The organism is Pseudomonas sp. PAMC 25886 (genome assembly GCF_000242655.1).
In the GTDB taxonomy this organism is placed as follows: domain Bacteria; phylum Pseudomonadota; class Gammaproteobacteria; order Pseudomonadales; family Pseudomonadaceae; genus Aquipseudomonas.
In genome coordinates, this window is sequence record NZ_AHHC01000084.1 from 259,610 (window position 1) to 285,166 (window position 25,557).

At 61.3% G+C, this 25,557-nt stretch carries 27 protein-coding genes, 1 tRNA gene and 1 riboswitch; of the genes, 18 read left to right on the forward strand and 10 right to left on the reverse strand.

Features of this window, described 5'->3' with window-relative positions:
* Positions 1 to 36: 36 nt before the first annotated feature.
* Positions 37 to 729, reverse strand: coding sequence for a uracil-DNA glycosylase (gene ung / locus MUM_RS0129465; RefSeq protein ID WP_010176598.1), 693 nt, complete (start codon positions 727 to 729; stop codon positions 37 to 39).
* A gap of 132 nt (positions 730 to 861) precedes the next feature.
* Here ung and MUM_RS0129470 point away from each other — a divergent pair, with 132 nt between their 5' ends.
* Positions 862 to 1,974, forward strand: coding sequence for an enoyl-CoA hydratase/isomerase family protein (locus MUM_RS0129470; RefSeq protein ID WP_010176599.1), 1,113 nt, complete (start codon positions 862 to 864; stop codon positions 1,972 to 1,974).
* A gap of 7 nt (positions 1,975 to 1,981) precedes the next feature.
* Here MUM_RS0129470 and MUM_RS0129475 read toward each other — a convergent pair whose 3' ends face one another.
* Together MUM_RS0129475 and MUM_RS0129480 are read right to left on the reverse strand one after the other, a co-directional pair.
* Entirely contained in the window at positions 1,982 to 2,416 is a 435-nt protein-coding gene (locus MUM_RS0129475; protein WP_010176600.1) for a DUF3757 domain-containing protein, read from the reverse strand.
* Between the two features lie 160 nt (positions 2,417 to 2,576).
* Positions 2,577 to 2,930 carry a hypothetical protein gene (locus MUM_RS0129480; protein WP_010176601.1) on the reverse strand — a complete coding sequence of 118 codons (354 nt, stop codon included), beginning with the start codon at positions 2,928 to 2,930 and terminating at the stop codon, positions 2,577 to 2,579.
* A 302-nt stretch (positions 2,931 to 3,232) separates the two neighbouring features.
* A riboswitch (guanidine-I (ykkC/yxkD leader) is annotated at positions 3,233 to 3,333 on the forward strand.
* A gap of 61 nt (positions 3,334 to 3,394) precedes the next feature.
* Here MUM_RS0129480 and MUM_RS0129485 point away from each other — a divergent pair.
* From MUM_RS0129485 to MUM_RS0129530, 10 genes are all read left to right on the forward strand, one after another.
* Positions 3,395 to 4,462 carry a putative urea ABC transporter substrate-binding protein gene (locus MUM_RS0129485; protein ID WP_010176602.1) on the forward strand — a complete coding sequence of 356 codons (1,068 nt, stop codon included), beginning with the start codon at positions 3,395 to 3,397 and terminating at the stop codon, positions 4,460 to 4,462.
* Positions 4,463 to 4,474: 12 nt separating this feature from the next.
* On the forward strand, positions 4,475 to 5,290 hold the full coding sequence (locus MUM_RS0129490) for an ABC transporter permease (protein WP_010176603.1): 816 nt from the start codon (positions 4,475 to 4,477) through the stop codon (positions 5,288 to 5,290).
* Positions 5,287 to 6,051 carry an ABC transporter ATP-binding protein gene (locus MUM_RS0129495; protein ID WP_010176604.1) on the forward strand — a complete coding sequence of 255 codons (765 nt, stop codon included), beginning with the start codon at positions 5,287 to 5,289 and terminating at the stop codon, positions 6,049 to 6,051. Before MUM_RS0129490 ends, MUM_RS0129495 begins: the two co-directional genes overlap by 4 nt.
* On the forward strand, positions 6,048 to 6,773 hold the full coding sequence (locus tag MUM_RS0129500; protein WP_010176605.1) for an urea amidolyase associated protein UAAP1: 726 nt from the start codon (positions 6,048 to 6,050) through the stop codon (positions 6,771 to 6,773). The genes MUM_RS0129495 and MUM_RS0129500 overlap by 4 nt, the downstream gene beginning before the upstream one ends.
* A gap of 9 nt (positions 6,774 to 6,782) precedes the next feature.
* Positions 6,783 to 7,415: an urea amidolyase associated protein UAAP2 gene (locus MUM_RS0129505; protein WP_010176606.1), complete on the forward strand. Its 633-nt coding sequence runs from the start codon at positions 6,783 to 6,785 to the stop codon at positions 7,413 to 7,415.
* Between the two features lie 305 nt (positions 7,416 to 7,720).
* Positions 7,721 to 11,341: an urea carboxylase gene (uca, locus tag MUM_RS0129510; protein WP_010176607.1), complete on the forward strand. Its 3,621-nt coding sequence runs from the start codon at positions 7,721 to 7,723 to the stop codon at positions 11,339 to 11,341.
* Positions 11,342 to 11,414: 73 nt separating this feature from the next.
* Complete coding sequence (locus MUM_RS0129515) at positions 11,415 to 11,627, forward strand: cysteine-rich CWC family protein (RefSeq protein ID WP_010176608.1); 213 nt, start codon at positions 11,415 to 11,417, stop codon at positions 11,625 to 11,627.
* Positions 11,627 to 12,319 carry a pseudouridine synthase gene (locus tag MUM_RS0129520; protein ID WP_010176609.1) on the forward strand — a complete coding sequence of 231 codons (693 nt, stop codon included), beginning with the start codon at positions 11,627 to 11,629 and terminating at the stop codon, positions 12,317 to 12,319. Before MUM_RS0129515 ends, MUM_RS0129520 begins: the two co-directional genes overlap by 1 nt.
* Before the next feature lie 305 nt (positions 12,320 to 12,624).
* Complete coding sequence (locus MUM_RS0129525) at positions 12,625 to 13,509, forward strand: alpha/beta fold hydrolase (RefSeq protein ID WP_010176610.1); 885 nt, start codon at positions 12,625 to 12,627, stop codon at positions 13,507 to 13,509.
* A 137-nt stretch (positions 13,510 to 13,646) separates the two neighbouring features.
* Positions 13,647 to 13,720 (forward strand) — tRNA-Gly (locus tag MUM_RS0129530).
* Positions 13,721 to 13,809: 89 nt separating this feature from the next.
* Here MUM_RS0129530 and lysA read toward each other — a convergent pair.
* A complete protein-coding gene (lysA, locus tag MUM_RS0129535; RefSeq protein ID WP_010176611.1) occupies positions 13,810 to 15,048 on the reverse strand; it encodes a diaminopimelate decarboxylase in 1,239 nt (412 codons plus the stop codon).
* Between the two features lie 125 nt (positions 15,049 to 15,173).
* Between lysA and MUM_RS0129540 the strand changes: the two genes are divergently transcribed.
* A complete protein-coding gene (locus tag MUM_RS0129540) occupies positions 15,174 to 16,100 on the forward strand; it encodes a LysR family transcriptional regulator (protein ID WP_010176612.1) in 927 nt (308 codons plus the stop codon).
* Positions 16,101 to 16,164: 64 nt separating this feature from the next.
* On the opposite strand, the gene MUM_RS0129545 is transcribed toward MUM_RS0129540, so the two are convergent.
* Together MUM_RS0129545 and MUM_RS0129550 are read right to left on the reverse strand one after the other, a co-directional pair.
* Entirely contained in the window at positions 16,165 to 16,404 is a 240-nt protein-coding gene (locus MUM_RS0129545; RefSeq protein ID WP_010176613.1) for a DUF6124 family protein, read from the reverse strand.
* Positions 16,405 to 16,724: 320 nt separating this feature from the next.
* Positions 16,725 to 17,621: an SDR family oxidoreductase gene (locus tag MUM_RS0129550; protein ID WP_010176614.1), complete on the reverse strand. Its 897-nt coding sequence runs from the start codon at positions 17,619 to 17,621 to the stop codon at positions 16,725 to 16,727.
* 95 nt (positions 17,622 to 17,716) lie between these two features.
* Here MUM_RS0129550 and MUM_RS0129555 point away from each other — a divergent pair, with 95 nt between their 5' ends.
* Positions 17,717 to 18,529: a helix-turn-helix transcriptional regulator gene (locus tag MUM_RS0129555; protein WP_010176615.1), complete on the forward strand. Its 813-nt coding sequence runs from the start codon at positions 17,717 to 17,719 to the stop codon at positions 18,527 to 18,529.
* 247 nt (positions 18,530 to 18,776) lie between these two features.
* Here MUM_RS0129555 and MUM_RS0129560 read toward each other — a convergent pair whose 3' ends face one another.
* Positions 18,777 to 19,973, reverse strand: coding sequence for an MFS transporter (locus MUM_RS0129560; RefSeq protein WP_010176616.1), 1,197 nt, complete (start codon positions 19,971 to 19,973; stop codon positions 18,777 to 18,779).
* Entirely contained in the window at positions 19,970 to 21,133 is a 1,164-nt protein-coding gene (locus MUM_RS0129565) for an MFS transporter (RefSeq protein WP_010176617.1), read from the reverse strand. Before MUM_RS0129565 ends, MUM_RS0129560 begins: the two co-directional genes overlap by 4 nt.
* A gap of 95 nt (positions 21,134 to 21,228) precedes the next feature.
* On the opposite strand from MUM_RS0129565, the gene MUM_RS0129570 reads away from it, so the two are divergent.
* From MUM_RS0129570 to MUM_RS0129585, 4 genes are all read left to right on the forward strand, one after another.
* Complete coding sequence (locus MUM_RS0129570) at positions 21,229 to 22,137, forward strand: LysR family transcriptional regulator (protein ID WP_010176618.1); 909 nt, start codon at positions 21,229 to 21,231, stop codon at positions 22,135 to 22,137.
* Positions 22,138 to 22,308: 171 nt separating this feature from the next.
* Positions 22,309 to 22,491 carry a type II toxin-antitoxin system HicA family toxin gene (locus tag MUM_RS0129575; protein ID WP_003189411.1) on the forward strand — a complete coding sequence of 61 codons (183 nt, stop codon included), beginning with the start codon at positions 22,309 to 22,311 and terminating at the stop codon, positions 22,489 to 22,491.
* Positions 22,492 to 22,514: 23 nt separating this feature from the next.
* Positions 22,515 to 22,925, forward strand: a complete 411-nt coding sequence (locus MUM_RS0129580) for a type II toxin-antitoxin system HicB family antitoxin (protein ID WP_010176619.1) — start codon at positions 22,515 to 22,517, stop codon at positions 22,923 to 22,925.
* A gap of 132 nt (positions 22,926 to 23,057) precedes the next feature.
* Positions 23,058 to 23,558 carry a methylated-DNA--[protein]-cysteine S-methyltransferase gene (locus MUM_RS0129585; RefSeq protein ID WP_010176620.1) on the forward strand — a complete coding sequence of 167 codons (501 nt, stop codon included), beginning with the start codon at positions 23,058 to 23,060 and terminating at the stop codon, positions 23,556 to 23,558.
* Here MUM_RS0129585 and MUM_RS0129590 read toward each other — a convergent pair whose 3' ends face one another.
* Complete coding sequence (locus MUM_RS0129590; RefSeq protein WP_010176621.1) at positions 23,559 to 24,341, reverse strand: GNAT family N-acetyltransferase; 783 nt, start codon at positions 24,339 to 24,341, stop codon at positions 23,559 to 23,561.
* A 179-nt stretch (positions 24,342 to 24,520) separates the two neighbouring features.
* Here MUM_RS0129590 and MUM_RS0129595 point away from each other — a divergent pair, with 179 nt between their 5' ends.
* Positions 24,521 to 24,934 carry a low affinity iron permease family protein gene (locus tag MUM_RS0129595; protein WP_010176622.1) on the forward strand — a complete coding sequence of 138 codons (414 nt, stop codon included), beginning with the start codon at positions 24,521 to 24,523 and terminating at the stop codon, positions 24,932 to 24,934.
* A gap of 55 nt (positions 24,935 to 24,989) precedes the next feature.
* Here the strand turns inward: MUM_RS0129595 and MUM_RS0129600 are convergent, their stop codons facing one another.
* Complete coding sequence (locus tag MUM_RS0129600) at positions 24,990 to 25,517, reverse strand: DUF4142 domain-containing protein (RefSeq protein ID WP_003212082.1); 528 nt, start codon at positions 25,515 to 25,517, stop codon at positions 24,990 to 24,992.
* Positions 25,518 to 25,557: the final 40 nt, after the last annotated feature.

Genomic DNA, 25,557 nt, shown 5'->3' on the forward strand with positions numbered 1-25,557 from the left:
GGTAGTGAGGGGCGTTCCCCCTCACTCACCCACCTCTCACACCGGCGGCAATCGCCACTCGATCGGCGTCTCGCCGTTCTGCTCAAGAAACTTGTTGGTGCGGCTGAAGTGCCCGCAGCCAATAAACCCTCTATACGCCGACAACGGTGACGGGTGCACCGACGTCAGTACCAGGTGCTTGGTGGCGTCGATCAGCTTCTGCTTGCCCTGTGCGTGGGCGCCCCACAGCAGGAACACCAGGTGCGGCTGATGCTCGCTCACCAGCTCGATAATCCGATCGGTAAAAAACTGCCAGCCCTTGCCCGCGTGGGCGTTGGCATTCGCGCGCTCCACGGTCATGGTGGTGTTGATCATCAGCACGCCCTGGTCGGCCCAGCTTTGCAGGTAGCCATGGTTGGGGATGTCGATGTTCAGGTCGCGCTTGAGCTCTTTATAGATATTGACCAGCGACGGCGGCGCCGGCACGCCCGGCTGCACCGAGAAGCACAGGCCATGGGCCTGGCCAGGGCCGTGGTAGGGGTCCTGGCCGAGGATCACCACCTTGACCTTGTCCAAAGGCGTTGAGTTGAGCGCGTTGAAGATCATCGGCCCCGGCGGGTAGATCTCTTTGCCGGCGGCGTGCTCCTGGCGCAGGAATTCCCGCAACTGGGCCATGTACGGCTGGTCGAACTCGTCACGCAGGGCGTGTTTCCAGCTGGGTTCGAGTTTGATACGGTCGTCGGTGGTCATGGTTGTATCCAGAAAAAACAATGGTGCGAACCCTAGGAAAGCCCACCCTGCTTGTCAATTGATCTGACGCAGAACCGGCACTTTCCCACGAAGCGATCATACTGAACCTTCACTTTCTCGATTGAGGTCATGATGAACCTGCACTTCGAAGAGCTGATTGGCACGGGCGGCGCCCGCGTCGGTATCGCCAGCCTGGACGCTGAAAAATCACTCAACGCCCTGTCCCTGCCGATGATCCAGGCCCTGGGCGAACGCCTGGATACCTGGGCCAAAGACCCGCACATCGTCTGCGTGCTGCTGCGCGGCAATGGCCCCAAGGCCTTTTGCGCCGGCGGCGAAGTACGCAGCCTGGCCCAGGCCTGCCGTGAACATCCCGGCGAAGTGCCGGCGCTGGCCGCGCAGTTTTTCGCCGCGGAATACCGCCTCGACTACCGCCTGCACACCTACCCCAAACCGTTGATCTGCTGGGGCCACGGCTATGTGCTGGGCGGCGGCATGGGCTTGCTGCAAAGCGCGGCAGTGCGCATCGTCACGCCGAGCAGCCGCCTGGCCATGCCGGAAATCAGCATCGGCCTGTACCCGGATGTGGGCGCCAGCTGGTTCCTGTCCCGCCTGCCCGGCAAGTTGGGGTTGTTCCTCGGCCTGACCGGCGCCCACATGAATGGCCGCGACGCTTTGGACCTGGGCCTGGCCGACCGTTTCCTGCTGGATGAACAACAAGACGAACTGCTCGAAGGCCTGCTGCAATTGAACTGGCAGGAGCAGACCGACCTGCAACTCAACAGCCTGCTCAAGGCCCTGGCCCAGGAAGCCACCGGCCAGATGCCCGAGGCCCAGTGGCTGCCGCGCCGTGCGCAGATCGATGAATGGCTGGATGTAGGGGACGTACGCTGCGCGTGGCGCGCCTTGAGCCAACTGCGTGACCACGCCGACCCGCTCTTCAACCGCGCCGGCAAAACCCTGAGCGAAGGCTGCCCGCTGACCGCGCACCTGGTGTGGGAGCAGATCCAGCGGGCACGGCATTTGTCCCTGGCCCAGGTGTTCCAGATGGAATACACCTTGAGCCTGAACTGCTGCCGCCACCCGGAATTCAGCGAAGGGGTGCGGGCACGGTTGATCGACAAGGACCAACAGCCCCACTGGCATTGGCCGGATATCAACTTGATCCCCGAAGCGGTGGTTCAGGCGCACTTCCACAAGGTTTGGGAAGGGCGACATCCGCTGGCGGACTTGTCTGACTACTGAGCCCTCTTCAGCGTTTTGAGGGCTCGAAATTGAAGGCGCAATTATCGGGTTGCCGGTCGTCACACTGAAATATCGGCTGCCCGAAAACATCAGTGCCCGGTTGCCAGTGGGTGGTATCTGCCAGCGACATCGTGCCGCCGCTTCGGGCCGGGCCGTATCTCAAGGCGACCGTATTCTCCCTTAGCGTTTTATAAAGGCACTTTTCCAGATAGCCATTCTTGCGCTCACCCGGCTCCCTTGGAATAAAAATCGCCCCCACGAAGGTTTCCACGAAGTCCTGGCCGCCCATTGGCTGGCTTACCCATGGGGAGTCTTTGGCAGTTCCCTGAAAGTGCCCATCAACGTACCGGATGGCACTCGGATAAGGGCAGGCTTGCGCCGCGGCTAACGTGTTAATGCCGAAAAAACCAAAAAATAACAAATAGAGCGTGCTGGCTCTCATCCCATGGGCTCCGTCAATCGATGTTGAAAACGACACGCCAAATAGACGACCGCCTCCAACTAACAACAGCCGTTCCCCCTAGTCTAGCTGTCAAATATGACAGTACCGACCAACGGTATAAAAAAACGGCGCCTGAGCGCCGCTTTTCCAACAAATACGATCAGCGATGCCCGCCACGGCCTCCGCCCTGATTACCGCCGCCCTGGCCACGGCCACCGCCATTACCCCAGTGGCTGCCCCAACCCTGATTGGGGTACGGCCGGTAACCGGCTCTTGGCCCGGCTGGGTAGTAGCGAGGTGCCGGCTGGTAATACCGCGGCGACGGGTAGTAACGCTGCGGTGGCGGGTAGTAACCCTGGCGATAATGGTAGTAAGGGCCGCCACCGTAGTAATACGCCGGCGCAGGCGCCGTGTAGACCTCGGTACCGTAATAGGCCTGCCCGCCACCGTAATAGGGCGCGCACGCGGAAAGGGTCAAGCCGAGCAAAGCGATGAGAAGCAGTCGACGATACATGGCGGCCTCCTGGACCGCGGAAGAGCACACCCAGCGACGCTGGGGGGCGGCAAACAGCTTTCACTGCCTGACGAAATATCTGACATCAAAATCGGAATCTGGTGCGATTTCGACATAGATTGATACATCTGTTCGTCGCCTCATTGCAGTGCAACCCCGCACCAGCACAACGCACACTCTGCGCGCCCTGCGCCCTCCTCCTCGCGCCAACCCGCGCCGTTGCTGCGCCGGTGCCACTTGGCACGACTCTCGCTTTACCTCTCCCGTGCAGGAGTCATCACAGGTTCGCGGCACCACAATTTGCAATGGCTGACTAGGGTTCCGGCTCGCTAAGGCGAGTGGCTGGTCCGAGAGTCGGCGACCTCCAGTTGAGGTTACACGGCGGGATAAAAGCCCGGGAGACAAGCCACCGTTTACGGTGCCGCGTTGCTCCTGTCCGCCCTTGATCAACTGGAGAAGCATCCATGCCCTCGATACGTTTACCCGCCCTGCTCGCCGCCGCCTTCGCCGCCGTGGTGAGCCTTTCCGCCCAGGCCGCCCCCAAAGACCATTTCAGCGTGTGCTGGACGATTTATGCCGGCTGGATGCCATGGGAGTACGCCGGCAGCCAAGGCATCCTCGACAAGTGGGCCAAGAAGTACGGCATCAAGATCGACATGGTGCAGCTCAATGACTACGTCGAATCCATCAACCAGTACACCGCCGGCCAGTTCGACGGCTGCACCATGACCAACATGGACGCCCTGACCATCCCCGCCGCCGGTGGTGTGGACAGCACCGCGCTGGTGGTCAGCGACTTCTCCAACGGCAACGATGGCGTGGTCATCAAGGGCGAAGGCAAGACCGTCGCCGACCTCAAGGGCATGAACGTCAACCTGGTGGAACTCTCCGTGTCCCACTACCTGCTGGCCCGCGCGCTGGAGTCGGCCGACCTCACCGAAAAAGACCTGAAAGTGGTCAACACTTCCGACGCGGATATCGCCGCCGCCTTCAACACCGACCAGGTCAAGGCCGTCACCACCTGGAACCCGATGCTCTCGGAGATCAAGGCCAAGCCCGGCGTCACCGAAGTGTTCGACTCCAGCAAAGTGCCCGGCGAAATCATGGACATGATGGTGGTCAACACCCAGACCCTCAAAGACAACCCCAAGCTCGGCAAGGCACTGACCGGCGCCTGGTTTGAAGTGGTCGCGCTGATGAACGCGAAAAACGCCGCCAGCACCGACGCCCTGGAACACATGGCCAAGGCCTCCGGCACCGACCTCAAGGGCTTCCAGTCCCAACTGGACACCACCAAGTTGTTCGCCACGCCCAAGGAAGCCCTGGCCTTCGCCACCAGCGCGCAGTTGCCCGCCACCATGCGCAAGGTCGCCGAGTTCTCCTTCCAGCATGGCCTGCTGGGTGAAGGCGCCAAAGACACCAGCGCCGTGGGCATGAGCTTCGCCAACGGCGTGACCAGCGGCGACACCGCCAACCTCAAGCTGCATTTCGACCCCAGCTACGTGCAGATGGCCGCCGACGGCACGCTGTAAGAGGACCCGGCCATGCGCCTGATCAACCGTCACCCGGAACGCTCCAGTCGCCTGCTGTTGGTGCTGCTGCCCTTCGCCCTGCTGCTGTTCGCCTACTTCGTGGGCTCGGCCGAGCGCCTGGCAGACAACCCCAACGACAAGCTGCTGCCCAGCGCCGCACAAATGGGCGACGCGGTGAAACGCCTGGCCTTCAGCGCCGACAGCCGCACGGGTGAATACGTGCTGTGGCAAGACAGCGCCTCCAGCCTGCGCCGCCTGGCGATTGGCCTGGGCATCAGCGCCCTCGCCGGCCTGTGCCTGGGCATTGCTGCCGGCACCTTGCCGTTGTTCGGCGCGCCGTTGTCGCCATTGCTTACGGTGCTGTCGATGGTGCCGCCGCTGGCGATCCTGCCGATCCTGTTCATCGTGTTCGGGCTGGGGGAATTGTCGAAAGTGATGTTGATCGTGATCGGCATCACCCCGGCCCTGGCGCGGGACCTGGAGCAGCGCGCACGGGAAATTCCCGTGGAGTTGCTGGTGAAAGCCCAGACCCTCGGCGCCTCCACCTGGACCCTGATGCTGCGGGTGGTGCTGCCGCAATTGCTGCCGCGCTTGCTGATCTCCCTGCGCTTGATGCTCGGTTCGGCATGGCTGTTCCTGATCGCAGCCGAAGCCATCGCCTCCACCGACGGTTTGGGCTACCGGATCTTCCTGGTGCGCCGCTACCTGGCGATGGACGTGATCCTGCCCTACGTGGTGTGGATCACCCTGCTGGCCTGGCTGATGGACTGGGGCCTCAAGGCCCTGACCCGGCGTGCGTTCCCCTGGTACGAAGGAGCGCGGGCATGAGCTTTATCAGCGTCAACAATGTGTGGCAGCGCTATGGCGACCAGGTGGTGTTGGAGCGCCTGAACCTGCACGTGGCCGAAGGTGAGTTCTGCACCTTGGTCGGCACTTCCGGTTGCGGCAAATCGACCTTCCTGCGCCTGCTGCTGGGCCAGGAAACCGCCAGCCATGGCGAGATCCTGCTGGACGGTAAACCCCTGGCCGCCGAACCCGATGCCAGCCGTGGCGTGGTGTTCCAGCGCTACTCGGTGTTCCCGCACCTAACGGTGCTGAACAACGTTGCGCTGGGCCTCGAACTGCCGCGCTCACCGCTGCTCGGCCGCCTGTTCGGCAGCGCGAAAAAACAGGCACGGGAACAGGCCGCGGCCCTGCTGCACAAAGTCGGTTTGGGCCACGCCCTGGACAAGTACCCGGCACAGCTTTCCGGCGGCATGCAACAGCGGCTGGCCATCGCCCAGGCGCTGATCATGAAGCCCCGCGTGTTGCTGCTGGACGAACCCTTCGGCGCCCTCGACCCGGGCATTCGCAAAGACATGCACCTGCTGTTGCTGGAGCTGTGGCGCGAAACCAGGCTGACGGTGTTCATGGTCACCCACGACCTGAGCGAAGGCTTCAGCCTCGGCACCCGCTTGCTGGTGTTCGACAAGGTGCGCCTCGACCCGCACGCCCCCGGCGCTTACGGCGCCCGCATTACCTACGACATCCCTTTGAACAGCGAGCGCCGCAAGGCGATCGCCGCCGAACTTGGAGCCACGTCCAAATGACCGACTCAACTCAATTGCTCCCACCCTTCGCCGAGGAAATGCTCCCCGGCGGCGGCCACCGTTCCTTCGTGCTCAAGCGCGGCCAACTGCTGCGCCTCACCGACCTTCGCGGCGGCGCCAACGTCAGCCTGACCCTGCTCAACGCCAACGAAAAAACCGAGCGCCTGAACCTGCCCGACAGCCTCAAATGCCAACACACCGCCAAGCTCACCACCGGCCATTGCCTGTACTCGGACATGGGCCGCGTGCTGGCCGCCATCACCGCCGACACCTGCGGCTGGAGCGACAGCATCGGCGGCGTGCTATGCGCCGCCGAGGTCGCGGAAAAATACGGCAACGGCCGCTATCAAGAGCTGCGCAACGGCTTCTACCGCAACGGCACCGACAACCTGCTGGTGGAATTGGGCAAGTGGGGCCTGGGGCTTTCCGACCTGCTGATGACCCTCAACCTGTTCAGCAAAGTCACGGTGGACGCCGCCGGTGGCCTGCATTTTGTGGCCGGTCATTCCAAGGCCGGCGACTACATCGAACTCTACGCACCGATGGACACGCTGGTGGTGCTCACCGCCCTGCAGCATCCCATGGACCCGAACCCCGAATACGCGCCGCAGCCGCTGAAACTCAGCTGGATGAACGCCGACAAAAGCGTCGCCGAACACTGCCGCACCTCGCGCCCGGAAAACGAGCGCGGCTTTATCAACACCGACCGTCTGTTCGCCTGAGGATCTGCCATGTCTATCGCACTCGCCAAACAACCGGACGCGGCCGTGTACCGCGCGACCATTCCCGCCGGCGAACCCTGGCTGATGGAAGTGAAGGCCGGCCAGACCCTGCGCATCCTCGACCTTGAGGGCAACCAGGCGGTCGACACGCTGTTCTACAGCCTGAAAAACCCCAAGGAACGCTACGACGTACAGCGCACGTTGCGCCGGCAAAACCGCGTGTACCTGAGCACCGGCAGCGTGCTGTATTCCAACCTCGGCCAGCCGATGCTGACCCTCATCGACGACACCTGCGGGCGCCACGACACCCTCGGCGGCGCCTGCGCCCAAGAGAGCAACACCGTGCGCTACGCCCTGGAAAAACGCTACATGCACAGCTGCCGTGACAACTACCTGCGGGCCTGCGCCCACGATGGACGCCTGGGCAAAAGTGACATCGGGCCGAACATCAATTTCTTCATGAATGTGCCGGTGACGGCCGATGGCGGGCTGACGTTCGAGGACGGTATTTCCGCCCCCGGCAAGTACGTCGACCTGCGGGCCGAGATGGACGTGATCGTGCTGATCTCCAACTGCCCGCAACTGAACAACCCGTGCAACGGCTACAACCCTACCCCTGCGGAGTTACTGGTATGGAACTGAAAATGAAGCGGTTACGTCAGTGGTTGTTCGCCCTGTGCCAGGCCCGAGCCGGGCAGTGCCTCCAAAAACGCTGAAGATCAACTGTGGAAGATGACCTGTGGGAGCTGGCTTGCCTGCGATAGCGGTGGATCAGCCAACATATGGGGTGACTGACCCACCGCCATCGCGGGCAAGCCCGGCTCCCACAGTTGATCTCCATTGGTGTTGAAATTTGCGCTCCGGACGACCGCAGCGCCATCCACATTTGCGGGACGGCCCGCATCCCAGGACAAGGCCGAGCACTCATCGGCCTGCGGGGTTTTGCCATGTTCGAAAAACTGTTGATCGCCAATCGTGGCGCCATCGCCTGCCGCATCCTGCGCACCTTGCGCGAGCTGTCGGTCAAGGGCGTGGCGGTGTATTCCGAAGCCGATGCGGCCAGCCTGCATATCCAGCAAGCCGACGAGGCCTACAGCCTGGGCGAAGGCGCGGCGGCCGGGACGTATCTATCGGTGGAGAAAATCCTCGCCACGGCCAAGGCCTGTGGCGCCACGGCGATTCACCCGGGCTACGGCTTTCTCTCGGAAAACGCCGTCTTCGCCGAAGCCTGCGAAACAGCCGGCATCGCCTTCGTCGGCCCGACGCCGGAACAGCTGCGCGTGTTCGGCCTCAAGCACACCGCCCGTGCGTTGGCCAAGCAGCACAACATCCCGTTGCTGGAAGGCACCGAGCTGCTCAACAGCCTCGACGCAGCGCTGCTGGCCGGGGAAAGCGTGGGCTATCCGATCATGCTTAAAAGCACCGCCGGCGGTGGCGGCATCGGTATGCGCGTGTGCCACAGCGCCGATGAATTGCGCGACTGTTTCGAGGCGGTCAAACGCCTGGGCCAGAACAACTTCAGCGACGCCGGTGTGTTTATCGAGAAGTACATCCAGCACGCCCGGCATCTGGAAGTGCAGGTGTTTGGTGATGGGTGTGGCGAGGTGATCGCCCTCGGCGTGCGCGACTGTTCGGTGCAGCGGCGCAACCAGAAAGTGCTCGAAGAAACCCCGGCGCCAAACCTGCCCGACGGCATGGCGGATGAGCTGTGCCGTGCCGCCATCACCCTGGCCAAGGCGGTGAATTACCGCAGTGCCGGCACCGTGGAATTTATCTTTGATAGCGCCGATGGCCGCTTCTATTTTCTGGAAGTGAACACCCGGTTGCAGGTGGAGCATGGCGTCACCGAGCAGGTGTGGGGCGTGGACCTGGTGCGCTGGATGGTGCAGTTGGCCGCCGGGGGATTGCCGCCGCTGCGGGAGCTGGCGTTGAAGCCCCACGGCCACGCGATTCAGGCACGCCTGTATGCCGAAGACCCGGGCCGGGATTTTCAGCCGAGCCCGGGCTTGTTGACCTGTGTGGATTTCCCCGCCGCGGACGGCCTGCGCATCGACACCTGGGTCGAGGCCGGCTGCGAGATCCCGCCCTATTTCGACCCGATGATCGCCAAGCTCATCACCTGGGCGCCGACTCGCGAACAGGCGCGTCTCGACCTGCATCAAGCATTGAGCAACAGTCAGCTGTATGGCGTGGAAACCAACCGGGATTACCTGCGCCAGATTCTTCTGGCCGCACCCTTCGCCAGCGGCCATCCGTGGACCCGCTGCCTGGAAGATCTGGTGTACCGCGCCGATACGTTTGAAGTGCTGAGCGCCGGAACGCAAACCAGTGTTCAGGATTATCCGGGGCGCCTCGGTTACTGGGCCGTGGGCGTGCCGCCGTCGGGGCCGATGGACAGCCGCGCCTTGCGCCTGGGCAATCGCCTGTTGGGAAATGCCGAGGGTGCCGCCGCGCTGGAAATCACCATGAGCGGGCCGTTGTTGCGCTTCAATTGTGCGGCGGTGGTGGCGGTGACCGGCGCGGACATTGCGCTGCGGTTGAATGATGACGTGGTGCCGATGAATACCGCATTGTTGATCCCGGCGGGCGCTACCTTGAGCCTGGGCACCCTCGCCGGAGCCGGTGCTCGCAGCTACCTGTGCGTGCGCGGCGGGTTGCAGGTTCCGGATTATCTGGGCAGCAAAAGTACCTTCACGCTTGGCCAGTTTGGTGGGCATGGCGGGCGGGCTTTGCGGGCGGGTGATGTGTTGCATTTACTGCCGCTTGCAGACGTTAGCTCGGGTCAACAACTGGTACCCGAGCCACTTGCCGACGTGCGCACATTGCGGGTGATCTACGGCCCTCACGGCGCACCGGAATACTTCAAGCCCGAGTATATCGAGACGTTCTTCGCGACCCAGTGGGAAGTGCATTTCAACTCCAGCCGCACGGGCGTGCGGCTGATCGGGCCCAAGCCTTTATGGGCGCGTACCGATGGTGGTGAGGCGGGACTGCACCCATCGAATATCCATGACAATCCCTATGCGATTGGCGCGGTGGATTTCACCGGAGACATGCCGGTCATCCTCGGCCCCGACGGCCCGAGCCTGGGTGGGTTTGTGTGCCCGGTGACGGTGATCGAGGCGGACTTGTGGCAGTTGGGCCAGCTCAAGGCGGGCGACAAAATCTGCTTCACCCCAGTCGATCTAACAACCGCCCGCGACCTTGCCCTGAAATGGGATCACTGTAGGCGCAAGCTTGCTCGCGATGCAGGCACCTCGGTACATCCGGAACACCGCATTGATACCATCGCCGGCAAGCCGGGCTCCTACCGTTCACCTGTGGTTCTGGATATCGGCACACAGGACACCCGCCTCGTCGCCCGCCTCGCCGGCGACACCCACTTGCTCCTGGAAATCGGCGCCGCCGAACTCGACCTGGTGCTGCGCTTCCGTGCCCACGCCCTGATGCAAGCCCTCGAAACCCGCGCCCTGCACGGCGTCATCGACCTGACACCCGGCATCCGCTCCCTGCAAATCCACTACCAGCCCGAACAACTGCCCCTCGCCGATCTCCTGGCGTTGATCACCACCGAATGGCACACCGTCTGCGCCAGCCAAAACCTGCAAGTGCCCTCGCGCATCGTCCACCTGCCACTCTCCTGGGACGACCCGGCCTGCCAACTGGCCATCGAAAAATACATGACCACCGTGCGCAAGGACGCGCCCTGGTGCCCGAGCAACCTGGAGTTCATCCGCCGCATCAACGACCTGGCCAACCTCGACGAAGTGCGCCACACCGTGTTCGATGCCAGCTACCTGGTGATGGGCCTGGGCGACGTCTACCTCGGCGCACCGGTGGCCACGCCGCTGGACCCGCGCCACCGCCTGGTCACCACCAAATACAACCCCGCGCGCACCTGGACCGCTGAAAACTCCGTGGGCATCGGCGGCGCCTACCTGTGCGTCTACGGCATGGAAGGCCCCGGCGGTTATCAGTTCGTCGGGCGCACCTTGCAGATGTGGAACCGCTACCGGGAAGTGGCGGCGTTCGATGGCAAACCGTGGTTGCTGCGCTTCTTCGACCAGATCCGTTTCTACCCGGTGAGCGCTGATGAGCTGGTGCAGATTCGCCGGGATTTCCCCCTGGGGCGATTTGAACTGAGCATCGAACACAGCCAACTCAACCTGACGGATTACCAGGCTTTTCTGACCCAGGAAGCCGAGAGCATCGGCGAGTTTCGCGGCCAACAGCAACGCGCGTTCAACGCCGAACGCGAGCGCTGGATCGCCAGCGGCCAGGCGCATTTCGACAGCGAGGAACTCGCCGCGCCACTGGGCCAAGACACGCCATTGCAGGCCAACGAATACAGCATCGACAGCCACATCGCCGGCAATCTCTGGCAGGTTCAGGTGGCCGTCGGCGAACCCGTCGCGGCAGGCGATGTGCTGGTGATCCTGGAGTCGATGAAAATGGAAATCCCGGTGCTCGCGCCGTTCGCCGGCACCGTGCGCGAAATTCCCGTGCAACCGGGCAGCGGCATTGGCGCCGGCCAACGGGTGGTCGTGCTGGAGCGTGATTTGCAATAACGCGGCGGGGCTGTATCGTGCAAGGCACACCGGGTTTCACCGGGACCTTGTCCGATACAGCCTGAACCGACCGATGACCACGCCAACCCTCTGCCCCGCCTGCGGCGCCCGCAACGACTGCGCCCTGGCCGACCCGCGCACCGCCGACCAGGCGTGCTGGTGTTACTCCGTGAGCATCGACCCTGCGGTGCTTGAAGCCTTGGCGCCGGAGCTGCGCGACAAGGCCTGCCTGTGCCCGCGCTGCGCCCGGGTGGACGAGCAACTGCGCGGGGCCGAGCCCACGTAATGCGTGTCGACCGTTTCCTCAGCAACCTGCCCCGTTTCAACCGCAAACAGGTTCGCCTGTTGCTGGTGGAGCGGCGGATTACCGTCGACGGCCAATTCGTGAGCGACCCGCATCACCCGGTCAGCGAGTTCAGCCGCGTGTTGCTGGATGATGAAGTGCTGCAAGCCGGCAAACCTGCACGCTACTTCATGCTGCACAAACCCCAGGGCTGCGTAAGCGCCACCTCCGACCCGCAACACCCCACCGTGCTCGACCTGCTGGATGAACCGGACAAGCACAAGCTGCACATTGCCGGTCGTCTGGATTTCAACACCACCGGCCTGCTGCTGATCACCAACGACGGCCAGTGGTCGCGCCGCCTGACCCAGCCGCAAACCAAATTGCCCAAGGTCTATTACGTCGAGACCGAGCAGGAGATTGGCCCGGAATACGCGGCCACCTTCGCCGCCGGCCTGTACTTCGCCTTCGAAGACCTCACCACCCAACCGGCGGAACTGGCGCTATTGGGCCCCAGAACAGCGCGCCTGAGCATCATTGAAGGGCGTTATCACCAGGTGAAGCGCATGTTCGGGCACTTCGACAACAAAGTGACGCGCCTGCACCGCGAGCGCATGGGCCCGCTGGAATTGGACTCGGCCCTGGCGCCAGGGCAGTACCGGGCGCTGACGGACGCTGAAATCCAACAGGTCTGATGACCGTTCAGCCGATGGTGGCAAAAAACCACGCCTGTGACTGGCGAACTGGCATCCCTGATGCTTGAATCAACCCAGCCAGCCGCAATCTGACTGGCGAGTCACCCCTACCTACAAGAAACACTTTGCCCGTCCGCACGCTTGATCTGCGGGCCTCTTACGGCAAATTGCCCGCCATAACAACACCCGTCGGCCTGCCAGTACCGGACCGACATGGGCCCTCACTTCCAGGCGTATGCCTACCTGTCACAAAGCTCGTGCAGAGTGATCTGCGCGCATTACCCGCTTGCCAGGAGTCTTATGACATGAGGCCAGAAATCGCTGTGCTGGATATACAGGGTCAGTATCGGGTTTACACGGAGTTCTATCGCGCGGACGCAGCCGCCAAGACCATCATCCTGGTCAACGGCTCAATGGCCACCACCGCGTCTTTCGCCCAGACCGTGAAAAGCCTGCACCCGACGTTCAACGTGGTTTTGTACGACCAGCCCTACGCCGGTCGCTCAAAAATCCACAACCGCCACGAGCAGATGCTGACGAAAGAAGTCGAGGGCCAGATCCTTCTGGAACTCATTGACCACTTCGCCGCCGAACACGTGCTGTCCTTTTCCTGGGGCGGCGCCGCGACCCTTGTCGCCCTCTCCCACCGGCCGCGCCGTGTGGAAAAGGCCGTGATCAGCTCGTTCTCCCCGGTGATCAACACCCCGATGCGCGACTATTTGGAGCGCGGTGTCGACTACCTCGGCAACCTCGACCGCGACCGCGTGGGCCACTTGGTCAACAGCACCATCGGCAAACACCTGCCGTCGCTGTTCAAGCGCTACAACTACAAACACGTGAGCAGCCTGGCCGAGCATGAGTATGGGCAGATGCACTTTCACATCAGCCACGTGCTGAACAGCGACCGGCTGTGCTACCTCAAGGCGGCGAAGCAGATTGAGATTCCGGTGCTGTTCTTGAACGGCGAATGGGACGAGTACACCAGCGCTCAGGACGCCAAGTTATTTGGGCAACATATTGCGAAAAGCAGCTTTGGGACGATTCAAGCGACCGGGCACTTTTTGGACATGGAGCACAAGGCCGCGTGCCGGGATAGCCGGGAGGCGTTGATGGGCTTTTTGAGGCCGGAGCAGCAACCGAGCCGGTTGCGGTACCACGCGTCGCAGCCACAGCATGCATTTGCCGTATGAGCGGTGGGGTTGTGGGTGGGCTGGATTTCCCAGGGCGTCCACCTGCCCACGACCGACCGTTAGCACGTAAAACACAGAATTTTCGAAGAAAAACTTCAAATCCGCGAGCACATCTGGTACAAAGTCAGCCGCTCTGAGCGGGTATAGTTTAGTGGTAGAACGAAAGCTTCCCAAGCTTTAGATGAGGGTTCGATTCCCTCTACCCGCTCCACTCAGATTTAGGTCCTGCGTCAGGATGGTTGTTGACGGAGGATGTGTAAAAAAACCGGCTCTTGGTGGCCGGTTTTTTTATGGGTGGTATTAAAGCCCCAATTCCAAGGCCAGCAAGCCCGACAGCGGTTGCGGGCGTCGAATCAATTTCCCCTGCCCTTGCTCGATCAGCACCTCCGGCAACAGCGGGCGGCTGTTGTAATTGGATGACATGGCGGCGCCATAAGCCCCGGTGTCGTGAATCACCAACAAATCACCCACCTGTGCTTCAGGCAACATGCGTGGCGTGATCCCCTGTTCATCCTGCGTGAAAATATCGCCGGCCTCGCACAACGGGCCGCCCACTACGCACAGGTGCTCCGGGCGGTTGACCGGCACACCGTGGGCATCCAGTAAAGTCATGTGGTGATAGGCACCATAGAGCGCAGGCCGCATCAGGTCATTGAAGCCGGCATCCACCAGGATGAAGTTCCTGCTACCCACTTTTTTTACCGCCCGAACTTCGGTGACCAGATAGCCCGACTCCGCGACCAGGAAGCGGCCAGGCTCGATCTCCATGCGTACCGGATGACCGAGCCAGCCTTCAATCTCGTGTTTGGCCTGGCGCCATGTGCTCGCATAACGCTGGATATCCACCGGTTCATCTTCCGGACGATAAGGCGTGGCAAGCCCCCCGCCGATGGAAAATGCCTCGATATCGTGGTCCAGCGCCTTCACCACCAAGACCATCGCACAGCTCATTTGCTCAAGGTGCGCGTAATCCACACCGGAGCCGATATGCATGTGCACACCCACCAGCGTCAGGCCGAATTGCCGGATCACGTTGAGCGCGTCCTGGACCTGCTCGTGCCAGATTCCGTGCTTGCTGTTTTCGCCACCGGTGTTGGTCTTGCGGCTGTGACCGTGGCCAAACCCCGGATTGATCCGTAGCCAAACGCGGTGGCCGGGCGACCGCTGACCCAGTTGGCGCAGCATATCAATCGAGCCTGTGTTCACTTCCACTTGCAGTTCCACCACACGGCGCAATGTCGCTTCATCGAATAAATCACAGGTAAAAACAATGCCGGCCGGGTCACCATCAGGGCTGAATCCAGCCAGCAGTGCCCGCTCGATTTCCCCCAGCGACACCGCATCGATCCGTACGTCTTGTTCGCGAATCAACCGAAGAATATGCAGGTTGGAGCAGGCTTTCTGCGCGTATCGAACCCCATCAAAACCCTGCAATTGATTGATGCGGGCCCGGATGGTCTCGGCCTCATAACACCAGAGCGGGGTACCGTGCTGTCTTGCAGAATCGGCCAACGACTGGAAAACGGAGGTGTTGGGCATGGCGTTTTTCTTTCTGAAATAGAGAGAGAACCAGCATGCCCGGCGCTTTGCATTCAATAAAATACCTATTCTTTGCCATGCAATTCAGTTTTGATATGGCTTGGTCAATTGGGTAGAGGTCAGGGATGGAAGTATCCATACGGCATATCGAGGTGTTCCGGGCCATCATGCAGGCCGGCAGCGTCACGGGAGCGGCGCAGCTGCTATTTACTTCCCAACCGACGGTCAGCCGGGAGCTGGCGCGACTGGAAAAGCTTTCGGGCCTGCGACTCTTTGATCGCGCGGGAGGAAAGCTGGTACCGACAGCCCAGGCGATCATGCTGTTCGAAGAGGTCGAGCGCTCCTACATCGGCCTGGAACGAATCAACAGCGTTGCACAGTCAATTCGTCGCTTTGAACATGGCCAACTGAGCGTCACGTGTCTTCCGCTGTTTTCTCAGACGCTTTTGCCCAAGGTCTTTAAGCGCTTTCAGCAGCAGCATGTCGGCATAGCCTTGAGCATTGCGGCACAGGAAACGCCCCAGCTGGAAGAATCACTCAGCGCCCAGCGTTACGACCTCGGATTGACCGAAGGCGAACATGCGCCTCAGGGCACACAGGGGAAACTGCTTTTTTGTTCTGACATGGTGTGCGTACTGCCGGACGGTGATCCTTTGTTGGCTAAACCGTTGCTGACACTGGAAGACTTTCAGGGGGTCAATTTCATCAACCTGTCGGGCCTGGATATCTATCGTCAAACCCTCGATGAGCACTTCCGCCGGGCCGGCGTCGACAGGCATATTGTGGTCGAAACAACCAATGCTGCGTCGGTGTGTGCCATGGTCAGGCAACAGCTTGGCGTGGCAATTATCAACCCGTTGACGGCGGTGGCGGAGGCCGGTGACGGGCTGGCCATTCGGCCGATCAGCGTATCGATTCCGTATCGGGTCATGTTGATCAGGCCCGATTATCGACCGTCCTCTCTCTTCGTCGACGCGTTCTGTGACGCGCTGATTGAAGAGGCGGCGAGTCTCGCAGACCGTTTGGATTTGAGGCGGGAACGTTCCAGCTAACAGACATTTGGCTTCCTTCCCCTTGGTATGGGCGGCCTGGGAAGGCAAGCCTGTTACAGAATGCCTAGGCGACTGAGTCCACGCGGTCTTGTGCCGCCTCCACCAGCATCAGGCCCAACTCAATGGTTTGCTGAATCGCCAAGGCCAGACAGCGATGCTCGTCTGGCAGGTTGTCTGCAAATTCGTTGGTCATGGCGCCAGCGCCGGCAATGGTTTCGTAGGCGTTGGCGAGCAATGCATCGGTGCCGATTTCGGGACGTACGCTGAATATTTTTACGGGTGAGTTATACGAGTCAGTACACATCTGTTGATCCTCGGTTAGGACCACCTTCCAGAGCTACTAAACAAAGGGTGGCGGCTATACGCGGGTTAGTAGACCGGTTGATCAACGAAACCGGCGCGCCCAAAAGCGCCCCGCGTACAGCCACCATAAAGACCAGACATTCAAACGTCTGAGAAATGGCACAGCCATACGCCGTTGATCAAATCGGGCTACTAAACCCGACCGCTGATGGGCAGCGGCTGACGAACCTTAAAGAGGTCAACCAAGGCGTACAACCGGGACGATTCTGATGGTTGTGTAGGTAATGGAGCAAGATTCAAATATTCAGACTATTCCGCGCTTCAGCCTTCAATTCCCTCCAACTGCGCAAGATCCACCAGTAGCCCCGGTCCCACCGGTTCCCATCCCAACGTCGCGCGCGTAATCGCACTGGACGCTGGCATATCGTGAGCGGTAAACATCGACAACCACCCAAAAAACCCTTGAGCCTCTCCAGCAGCAACGGATTTAACCGGCAACCCAAGCCGCGTCCCCAACACCTCGGCAATCTCCCGCTGCGACACACCCTCTTCCGCCACCGCGTGATACCTCGCGCCCGGTTGCGCCTTTTCAATCGCCAGCCTGTAGAGCCGCGCCACATCCAGAATATGTGCCGCCGGCCAACGGTTTTTCCCGTCGGCGATGTAGGCGCAAACGCCCTTCTCGCGATATAACTCGATCACCGGGCTGACCAGCCCCTGCCTGAAGGTGTCGTGTACTTGAGGCAAACGCATTACCGATACATTCACGCCCGTCGCGGCTACAGCGTTGGCCGCTTCTTCCGACGCAGCACGGGGAATCTGCGCGGAGGTCACCACCGCGCCATCCTCCGTCGCCAACTGGCCCGGCACGGTGCTCGCGATCCCGACGCCGGAGGTGATGATCAGCGGTCGATCCGACCCGGCAAGTGCCTCTCCCAGCGCCTGGATAACCCGGCGGTCATCCTCGCAGTTCGCGACGAATGTCGAGAAGTCATGATTGAACGCCAGGTGAATCACGCCGTCCGCTTGGGCGGCCCCGGCCTTTAGGCTTTCAAGGTCCTCAAGCGACCCACGGTGCACCTGGGCACCGGCCGCCTCCAGCGCTGCCACCTTGTCATCCGAGCGGCACAACCCCAGTACTTCATGGCCCGCCGAGATCAGCTCCTTGACGACAGCCGACCCGATAAATCCGCTGGCACCCGTGATAAATATGCGCATGAACCGTATCTCCGTGTGTATTCAGAGACTAATCTGTGCGCTTGCCCTATACGGGTAAAGTAGTGAAGTTATCAGGGTATAGAGGCTAACAGGCTATGAGCGCAAACCCGCTGGGCAGCTATCTGAAAGACCGTCGCACACGGCTCGATCCGGCGGCGTTCGGCTTCTCTTCGGCACGACGGCGTACGCCAGGTTTGCGCCGCGAAGAGGTGGCCCAACGCGCGAACATCAGCCCCACCTGGTACACCTGGCTCGAACAGGGCCGTGGCGGCGCGCCGTCGGTGGAAGTGCTGGAACGGATCGCCCACGCGCTGATGTTCACCGATATCGAACGCGAGCATCTGTTCCTGCTGGCCTTCGGACGCCCACCCGAAGTGCGCTATCAGCAGAACGAAACGGTGACGCCACGCCTGCAACGGGTGCTGGATGCCTTGAACCCCAGCGCCGCGATCCTGCGTACGGCGACGTGGGATGTGGTGGCCTGGAACCAGGCGGCGACGGTGATGTTGATGGACTACGGATCCCAGGCGCCGGAACAGCGAAATATCCTGCGTTTCATGTTCCTGGATCCCAATTCCCGCGCGGCCCAATACGATTGGGAAAGCGTGGCGCGGTTTGTGTTGGGCGCCTTCCGGATTGATACGGCGCGCTCAGGTGCGGCAGAGCAGGTGCAGCCGATGGTCGATGAACTGTGTCGGCGTAGTCCTGAGTTTAAAGCGATGTGGAGCGAGAACGACGTTCAGGGTGCCCATGGTGATGGCGTCAAGCGGATACGCCATTCGGTGTTGGGGCCGATTGAATTTGAGTATTCGGTGTTTGCGGTCGATGGGCGCAAGGATCTGAATATGGTGGTGTACAACCCGGCGACGCCGGAGGATGCGCAGCGGATCGCATCGCTGATGAGATAGGTTTTCGGTTGGGTCAGCTGGCATCAATGGTTGCAGTGCGGACCCCATCGCAGCCTCGCTAAAGCTCGACAGCTCCCACATTAGAGCAGTGTCGCTCCAACATTTGGCATGCACGCCTGTGGGAGCCGGGCTTGCGCGCGATGCAGGCGGTGCGGTCTGCCAGGTATACCGCAGCGATCCCATCGCAGCCTCGCCAAGGCTCGACAGCTCCCACAAGGGACTGAGTTCCCCCAATCAGAAAAAACAGCTATCCAGCCTCAAGCTTCACTCCCCGCTGCACCACCCACGCCAACGGCAACGTCAGCAACAACATCCCCGCCAACACCATCACCGCCACCGGCACGCCCATCGAGTCCCCCAGCCCGCCAAACAGCACCGGCGCCAGCGCGCCACCACCGATGGTGCCGGTGTAGAACACGGCAAACGCCTGTTCCCGTTTCCCTGCGCCCGCCAGGTCCGGCACCGCGCCGTACAGCACCGAAGACGTGCCGTTCAACGCGAGCCCCAGCACCGGCAACATCACCATCAAACCGGTCAACGGCAGGTACACCGCCGCGACGATCAACAGCGCCGTGCTGGTCTCCGTCAGCCACACGGTTTTCATCATGCCGATGCGTGCGCCGAGGTAGCCGCAGAGCAATTTGCCGAAGGCGCCACCGATAAACAGCATGGTCAACGCCAGCCCGATTCCCGCAGTGCCGGCGCCTTTGGCTTGCAGCAGAAAGGGCAAAAACGTGAGAAACCCCATGCGCACCGCACTGTCGAGCGTGCCCGTGACGATCAGTGCACGCAGGCCGCTGACGGAGCCGCTTCCTACCAGTGTCTTGGCGTTTTTCCCGGAAGTGGACTCCGCTGCCTGCGTGGGGATCAGCCACCACAGCAACCCCGCCGCCGCCAACCCCAGCAGGCCCAAAAGCGTAACGCTCGCACGCCAGCTGATGACCGTCAGCAACAGCCCCACCAGCCCGGGAACCAGGGTTTTGCCGATGTCCCCGGAGAAGTTGTATTGAGACAGCGCCTCCTTGACCCCGCCACCGCCCTCATAGGTGTCGGTGATCATCGAAGAGGCCAGCGGATGCTGAGTACTTGCGCCCAGCCCGCCCAACAGCAGCGCCAGTAACAATATGCCCAACCCGGTCGCCTGCCCCGCCAGCAGGTAGGCAACACCGGCAAGCGCGGTCCCGCCCACCAGCATCGGCGTGCGCCCCCAGCGTTTGGCGGCGCGGCTGGCCATCAGCTGGAACACCGCCATCATCCCGGAATAGGCACCGCGCAGCAGGCCGATCTGGGCGTAGGTCATGCCGAACTGCGCTTGCCAGATCGGCAGCAGCACGTAGATCACATCGGTCAGGCCATCGTGAATCGCGTGGGCGCTGCAGCCTGCGATCAACGAGCGGCGACGGGCAGAAGTCTCGGGAGCGGGCAAGGCAACGGCGTCGTTCATGAGGTCTTGCTCAGTTCAGGTTGGAGGGGCTTCCAGCCCGCCAGGGCGATCAGCAGCGACAGTAGCTGGAAACCAATGATCAGCGCCACACAGCCCACCCAACCCCAACGCCCCCAGATCAGCGCCGGGACGATGGCACCGAAGCTGCCGCCCAGGTAATAGCAGGTGAGGTACAGGCCCACGGCTCCGGCTTTGTTGTGACGGGCGGTGGCGGTGGTGAAGGCGCTGGCAGCGGCCTGGGCAAGGAATACACCGGTGGAACTGAGGGCCAGGCCCAGCACGATGCACCACAGGGATGGCAGTAAGGTCAGCGCCGAGCCGCATACACCAAGCGCCGCGGCGGCGGTCAGCAGTTCGGATTGCGGGCGGGATTTGCTCAGGCGACCGGCGACGGGGATCACTACCAACGCCAGCAGGAACACCATGTAAATGGTACCTAGCGCCGCCGGGCCAAGGTCAAAGGGCGCTTGGCTGAGGCAAAGCCCGGCGTAGGTAAACGTCGCCACTTGGGAGAACAGTACGCAAAATCCTACGGCGTAGGCAGCCAACAACGGAGTGCCAAGCACATCGCTCCAGGTGGTTGAAGGTCGCGCCACACGGGGAGGATTGTCCGGCAGCAAAAACTGGATAAACCCGCCCACCATCAGGCTCAGCACCGCCAACAGCTCAAAGGCTTCACGCCAGCCGACGTACTCGGTCATCACGCCGGTGACGAAGCGTCCGGCAAAACCACCGAGCACGGTGCCGGCCACGTAGAGGCTGGTGACTTCGGTCACGGTGCCGCCACGCCAGCGATCACCGATGTAGGCCACGCTGGTGGCAAACACCACGGGAATCAGCATGCCTTCGATAAAGCGCCACACCAGCAGTTCGGCAAAGCTGGTGGCATAGGCGGTCATCAGCGCCGGCACGGCCAGCAACAGCGCGGCCACCGAGATCACCGTGCGCTGCTCAAAACGCCCGGTCAGGCGGCTGACAAAGGGTGCGGTCAGCGCCACCGCCAAGGTGGTAACGGTAATGCTCCAGCCCGCCGCCCTGGCACTCACCTGAAAGCTGGTGGCGAAGGTCTGCAAAATGCTCTGGGTGGCGTAGAGGTTGAGGAACGCCGCGCAGCCACACAGGAACAGGGCAAGACGGGCACAATGCAGGCGCGGTTTCATGAAACCTCTCGTTTTATTATCAGAGGCCTTTATAGAATGACCCGCACACCCGAGACCAATACCGATTTCGGACCGATCAATACCCTGGGGCCAGGATGCTCGACCTACGCAAGCTGCGCTACTTTCTGACCGTCGCCGAAGAATTGCACTTCGGCCGCGCCGCCCTGCGCCTGCACCTGGCCCAGCCGCCGTTAACCCGGCAGATTTCCGCGCTGGAGGCCGAACTGGGGTTTCGCCTGTTCGACCGAACAAGCCGCACGGTTTCGCTCACCGCCCAGGGTCGTTCGTTCCTGCCCTACGCCCGTGCAGTGTTGGAGCAGGTCGACCTCGCCGAAGTCATCGCCGGCAAACTCGCCGCAGGTGCCGCCGGGCAGCTGGCGCTGGGTTACGTCAGTTCGATCGCCCTGTCGGATTTGTTCAGCCAGGCGATTCAAGCCTTCGCCCAACGCTTTCCCGATGTGCAATTGACGCTGGTGGAGTGCGCCTCCGGCAGCCTCGGCGCGCAGGTGGCTGATGGCCGCCTGGATATCGGCCTCAGCCGCTTGCTGCCCCAGGACGGGCAGACAGAGGTGCGGGCGTTGTCGTTGGGTGAAGAGCGGCTGGTGGCGGCGGTGTCCAGCGACAGCCCGCTGGCCAGTCAGCCCGAGGTCAGCCTGGCGCAATTGAGTGCGTACCCGCTGATTCTGTTCCCCGCCGATTACGGCTCGGGGCTTAACCAGTCCATTGAGCAGCTTTACCGGCGTAATGGGTTGCCATTGCGTGCCGGGCCATCGGGGCGGCAAATCACATCGATCATTGCACTGGTGGCAGCGGGGCAAGGTGTGGCGCTGGTGCCGGCGTGCACCCAGAGCTTGATGAACAAGGGCGTGACCTATCGGCCGTTGGTGGATCTGGATGCGTATGCGCAGTTGCTTGTGCTTACGCGTACTGACGGGCGCAGCTTGATGGTCAGGGCATTCCTGACGGTGATTGATGAGTTGTTGCAGGCTCGCCCGCAACTCTGAACATCCAGCCGAAAAACCTCGCAATACCTCCGTCCGGCAGCGTTCCCGCGCCCTCATACACTGCATACATCGCCTGCCGAAACATCGGTCAACGACCGCTGGTAGGTAGAGTGTTGATAAATTATTTTCAGTGGTTATAGTCACCACCAACACACAACACAAGGAGGTGATGTGGACAGCCGATATTTGATAGGTCATATCGTCGCGGACGGCTGGTATCTGGTGCGAATCAGAGGCAGCCATCACCATTTCAAACACCCGACCAAGCCGGGGCTGGTGACAATTCCCCATCCTAAAAAGGACCTTTTGGACAAGACCGCAAAGAGCATTTTGAAACAGGCTCTGCTCAGCTAACACGTCCGTGGAGGACAACAGACATGCTGTACCCAATCGCAATTTCAACCGGTGACGAGGACCACGCCTGGGGTGTGGAAGTCCCGGACATTCCCGGTTGCTTCTCCGCCGGAGAGGACCTGGACGACGCCATGGCCATGGCCCGCGAAGCGATCGAAGGCCATTTCGAGATCCTCGCAGAAGACGGTGCGCCCATTCCTGCTGCGCAGAAAGTCACGCTCCATGCAGCTAATCCGCAGTACGCCGGCTGCACCTGGGCGGTGGTGGACATTGATGTCACCAAGTACCTGGGCAAGGCGCAGAAACTCAACATCACGCTGCCTGGCTACCTGCTGAACCGTATTGATGAATATGTACTGCATCACCCGGAAGAAAAAAGCCGTTCGGGGTTTCTTGCCTCTGCAGCGCTGAAAGTGTTGCAGCAGGACCGGTAACAGCACATAGATACGCTACGGGTGCCTCTACTGGAACGTCTACTCACGGTGTGAATTCCACCGCAAGAAACGTAGTTCGCCCATGGACCGGCGAATTTACAGTAGCTTCATACCCCCTCAAGGAGCCCGACCATGTCCTGTGAATACACCCTCATGCCCTCCCCCGTCGGCCAACTGACCCTAGTGGCCCGTGACGGAAAACTCACCGCCATCCTCTGGGAAAAAGAGCGCCCCAACCGTGTTCGGCTCGGCGCCCTGCAAGAGGTCAATAACAGCCCGGTGTTGCAGGAAACCAAGCGGCAGTTGAAGGAGTACTTCGCCGGTACCCGCAACCGTTTCGAGCTGGAACTGGACTTTGCCGGCACCGAGTTCCAGAAGAAGGTCTGGCAGGCGCTGCTGACCATTCCGTTCGGAGAAACCCGCAGTTACAGCCAGATCGCCGCACAGATCGGCAACCCCAAGGCCGTGCGTGCGGTCGGCGCGGCCAACGGGCGCAACCCGATTTCGATCGTCGCGCCGTGCCATCGGGTGATTGGTGCGTCAGGCGGCTTGACCGGGTTCGCCGGCGGGCTTGAGGCCAAGCAGTACCTGTTGGCGCTGGAGGAGGGTGATGCAGCAAAAGTCGCCCTCTAATCACGCCTGAACAATAGGGCCGCGCACGAAAGCCTGGTACCCGAACAACCGTTCGAACCCCAACTTTCGATAAAGCGAGACACCCGCCGGCGCGGCCTCAAGAAAGCAGCGCCGGGCGCCCAAGGCCTGGGCGTGAGCCAGTGCAGCGTGAATCAAGTGCGTGGCGTAGCCTTTACCGCGCGCCGCACTCTCAGTGCCGAGGTCGTTGAGCCTGGCCTCCCCCTCACACATCGACAACGTCAACGAACACATCACAACAGTGTTGACTGAGAGTGTGAAGTGGTAAAAGGCCTGATCGCTGTCCAGGGCCCGCTGATGCTGAGCCTGATAGTTGGCAATGCCACCCTCCGATAGCCCGAAGGCGTTGCCTACCGGCCCGGCCCAGTCTCCCAAGTGCCGCGTCAGGTTGATCTGCACGTGGCTGTCTGCCGCCAGCGGGGTAAACCTCGACAAATCAAGGACCATCGCCGTGGACCTTTCAAACGCAACGAAGCCGGAATCCGTCAGCACGGGCTGAAGGCCTTCGACCCTGTCGTCATGAATCGCCACACGTATGCCCATCGTGGTGCGACGGATCAAGTCCAGGGGCTCCAGCATGGCGTCGTCCTGCACGACGCTGCCTACCCGGATAAATAACAGGTTCCACGGGACCTGATCAGCATCGATAAAATAGGCATTTACACCCGCGCTATAACGACGATGCAAAGGACAGACTGCCGCAAAAAAATGCGCTTCGGTCTGGTGATAGAGCGTGGCCAAGGTGCTGGCGGCAGTGGCGTGCATGGAAGCTCGTCCGAGCAAAAACCCAGTCTTCCCCTCGCCGCTTCAGCACACCGTAGGATCCCTCCGAAAAGCTCACCCAAAAAACGTACAACGTTGTTCAGCTGCCCAAATGTAAAAAGAAATTTCAGAGCGCGCCTGCGGTCAGTATTTTCATCACCCACCTTTAAAGGAAAACGGTCATGAAATTCTCCGCCATCTCACAGTCCCTGTCCCGCTGGGCAGGCAGTGCCCGCACGTTCTATGCGGCCGTGGGATTGATCATTCTGTGGAGTCTGAGTGGCCCCTACTTCCACTACAACGACACCTGGCAATTGATCATCAACACCTCGACCACCATCATCACCTTCCTGATGGTGTTCCTGATCCAGAACACACAGAACCGCGACAACGACATTTTGCATATCAAGATCGACGAACTGCTGCGCGCCACCAAGGATGCGCAAAATGCCGTGCTGAGCCTGGATGGCCTTGATCGCAAGCAGCTTGAGAAATTGCGCAAGGAATACAAGACCATGGGCGACAGCGAAACCATCACCGTCACCACGCTGACGACTGAAAGTGAACAGCCCAAAACCGACCTGAACCAGGCATAAAAAAACGGCGACTGGAGTGATCCAGTCGCCGTTTTTGATGGGGTACGCCAGGTGATCAACCGTCGCCTTGATGACCTTTCCCATAAGTCGAGGCCAGCGCGCGGGCTTTCTCCAGGCGCTCTTCCAGCTTCGGCAGGGTCTCGTCCACCAGGGCCTTTATTTCCGGGATATCGGACTCGGCGCCTTCCTGCTTGAACAAGGCGATCGCGTCTTCATTGGCCTTGATCTGCTGGGCGGTATAGGCGGCGTCAAAAGAGTCGCCATCCTTGAGCTCAGGCATCAGCGATTCAGCCTTGTCGACGATCTTGTCCCGAGGGGCCACCGGCAGATCGAGCTTCTTGGCGATGGCGGCCAAGTGCTGATTGGCCAGGGTGCGTTCATTGATGACTTCGATGGTGTAGTCCTTGATTTCCTGGGACGAAGTCTTGGCGTGTGCCATGCGGCTGGTCTCGATATCGGCCATGCCCTTGGCCGAAGCCTGCTCAATGAAATCGGCAGGCGACTGGGCGAAAGCATTGCTGGCGCCGAGGCCCAGCAGCATCGCGAAACTGGCGGTGCGTAACCGGATAGCCATGCGGCTCATGATGGGTTCCTCCAGGTAATAAACAGGTGCAGGGAAACGA

Bases quoted from the DNA above. Each gene is read 5' to 3' on its own strand.
- MUM_RS0129600 (WP_003212082.1), bottom strand. From the start codon at position 25,517: ATGAGCCGCATGGCTATCCGGTTACGCACCGCCAGTTTCGCGATGCTG.
- MUM_RS0129515 (WP_010176608.1), top strand. From the start codon at position 11,415: ATGACCACGCCAACCCTCTGCCCCGCCTGCGGCGCCCGCAACGACTGC.
- MUM_RS0129540 (WP_010176612.1), top strand. From the start codon at position 15,174: ATGGAAGTATCCATACGGCATATCGAGGTGTTCCGGGCCATCATGCAG.
- MUM_RS0129570 (WP_010176618.1), top strand. From the start codon at position 21,229: ATGCTCGACCTACGCAAGCTGCGCTACTTTCTGACCGTCGCCGAAGAA.
- MUM_RS0129580 (WP_010176619.1), top strand. From the start codon at position 22,515: ATGCTGTACCCAATCGCAATTTCAACCGGTGACGAGGACCACGCCTGG.
- uca (WP_010176607.1), top strand. From the start codon at position 7,721: ATGTTCGAAAAACTGTTGATCGCCAATCGTGGCGCCATCGCCTGCCGC.
- MUM_RS0129470 (WP_010176599.1), top strand. From the start codon at position 862: ATGAACCTGCACTTCGAAGAGCTGATTGGCACGGGCGGCGCCCGCGTC.
- MUM_RS0129500 (WP_010176605.1), top strand. From the start codon at position 6,048: ATGACCGACTCAACTCAATTGCTCCCACCCTTCGCCGAGGAAATGCTC.
- ung (WP_010176598.1), bottom strand. From the start codon at position 729: ATGACCACCGACGACCGTATCAAACTCGAACCCAGCTGGAAACACGCC.
- MUM_RS0129495 (WP_010176604.1), top strand. From the start codon at position 5,287: ATGAGCTTTATCAGCGTCAACAATGTGTGGCAGCGCTATGGCGACCAG.
- MUM_RS0129585 (WP_010176620.1), top strand. From the start codon at position 23,058: ATGTCCTGTGAATACACCCTCATGCCCTCCCCCGTCGGCCAACTGACC.
- MUM_RS0129525 (WP_010176610.1), top strand. From the start codon at position 12,625: ATGAGGCCAGAAATCGCTGTGCTGGATATACAGGGTCAGTATCGGGTT.
- MUM_RS0129550 (WP_010176614.1), bottom strand. From the start codon at position 17,621: ATGCGCATATTTATCACGGGTGCCAGCGGATTTATCGGGTCGGCTGTC.
- MUM_RS0129505 (WP_010176606.1), top strand. From the start codon at position 6,783: ATGTCTATCGCACTCGCCAAACAACCGGACGCGGCCGTGTACCGCGCG.
- MUM_RS0129485 (WP_010176602.1), top strand. From the start codon at position 3,395: ATGCCCTCGATACGTTTACCCGCCCTGCTCGCCGCCGCCTTCGCCGCC.
- MUM_RS0129545 (WP_010176613.1), bottom strand. From the start codon at position 16,404: ATGTGTACTGACTCGTATAACTCACCCGTAAAAATATTCAGCGTACGT.
- MUM_RS0129490 (WP_010176603.1), top strand. From the start codon at position 4,475: ATGCGCCTGATCAACCGTCACCCGGAACGCTCCAGTCGCCTGCTGTTG.
- MUM_RS0129520 (WP_010176609.1), top strand. From the start codon at position 11,627: ATGCGTGTCGACCGTTTCCTCAGCAACCTGCCCCGTTTCAACCGCAAA.
- MUM_RS0129475 (WP_010176600.1), bottom strand. From the start codon at position 2,416: ATGAGAGCCAGCACGCTCTATTTGTTATTTTTTGGTTTTTTCGGCATT.
- MUM_RS0129480 (WP_010176601.1), bottom strand. From the start codon at position 2,930: ATGTATCGTCGACTGCTTCTCATCGCTTTGCTCGGCTTGACCCTTTCC.
- MUM_RS0129560 (WP_010176616.1), bottom strand. From the start codon at position 19,973: ATGAACGACGCCGTTGCCTTGCCCGCTCCCGAGACTTCTGCCCGTCGC.
- MUM_RS0129555 (WP_010176615.1), top strand. From the start codon at position 17,717: ATGAGCGCAAACCCGCTGGGCAGCTATCTGAAAGACCGTCGCACACGG.
- MUM_RS0129595 (WP_010176622.1), top strand. From the start codon at position 24,521: ATGAAATTCTCCGCCATCTCACAGTCCCTGTCCCGCTGGGCAGGCAGT.
- MUM_RS0129565 (WP_010176617.1), bottom strand. From the start codon at position 21,133: ATGAAACCGCGCCTGCATTGTGCCCGTCTTGCCCTGTTCCTGTGTGGC.
- lysA (WP_010176611.1), bottom strand. From the start codon at position 15,048: ATGCCCAACACCTCCGTTTTCCAGTCGTTGGCCGATTCTGCAAGACAG.
- MUM_RS0129590 (WP_010176621.1), bottom strand. From the start codon at position 24,341: ATGCACGCCACTGCCGCCAGCACCTTGGCCACGCTCTATCACCAGACC.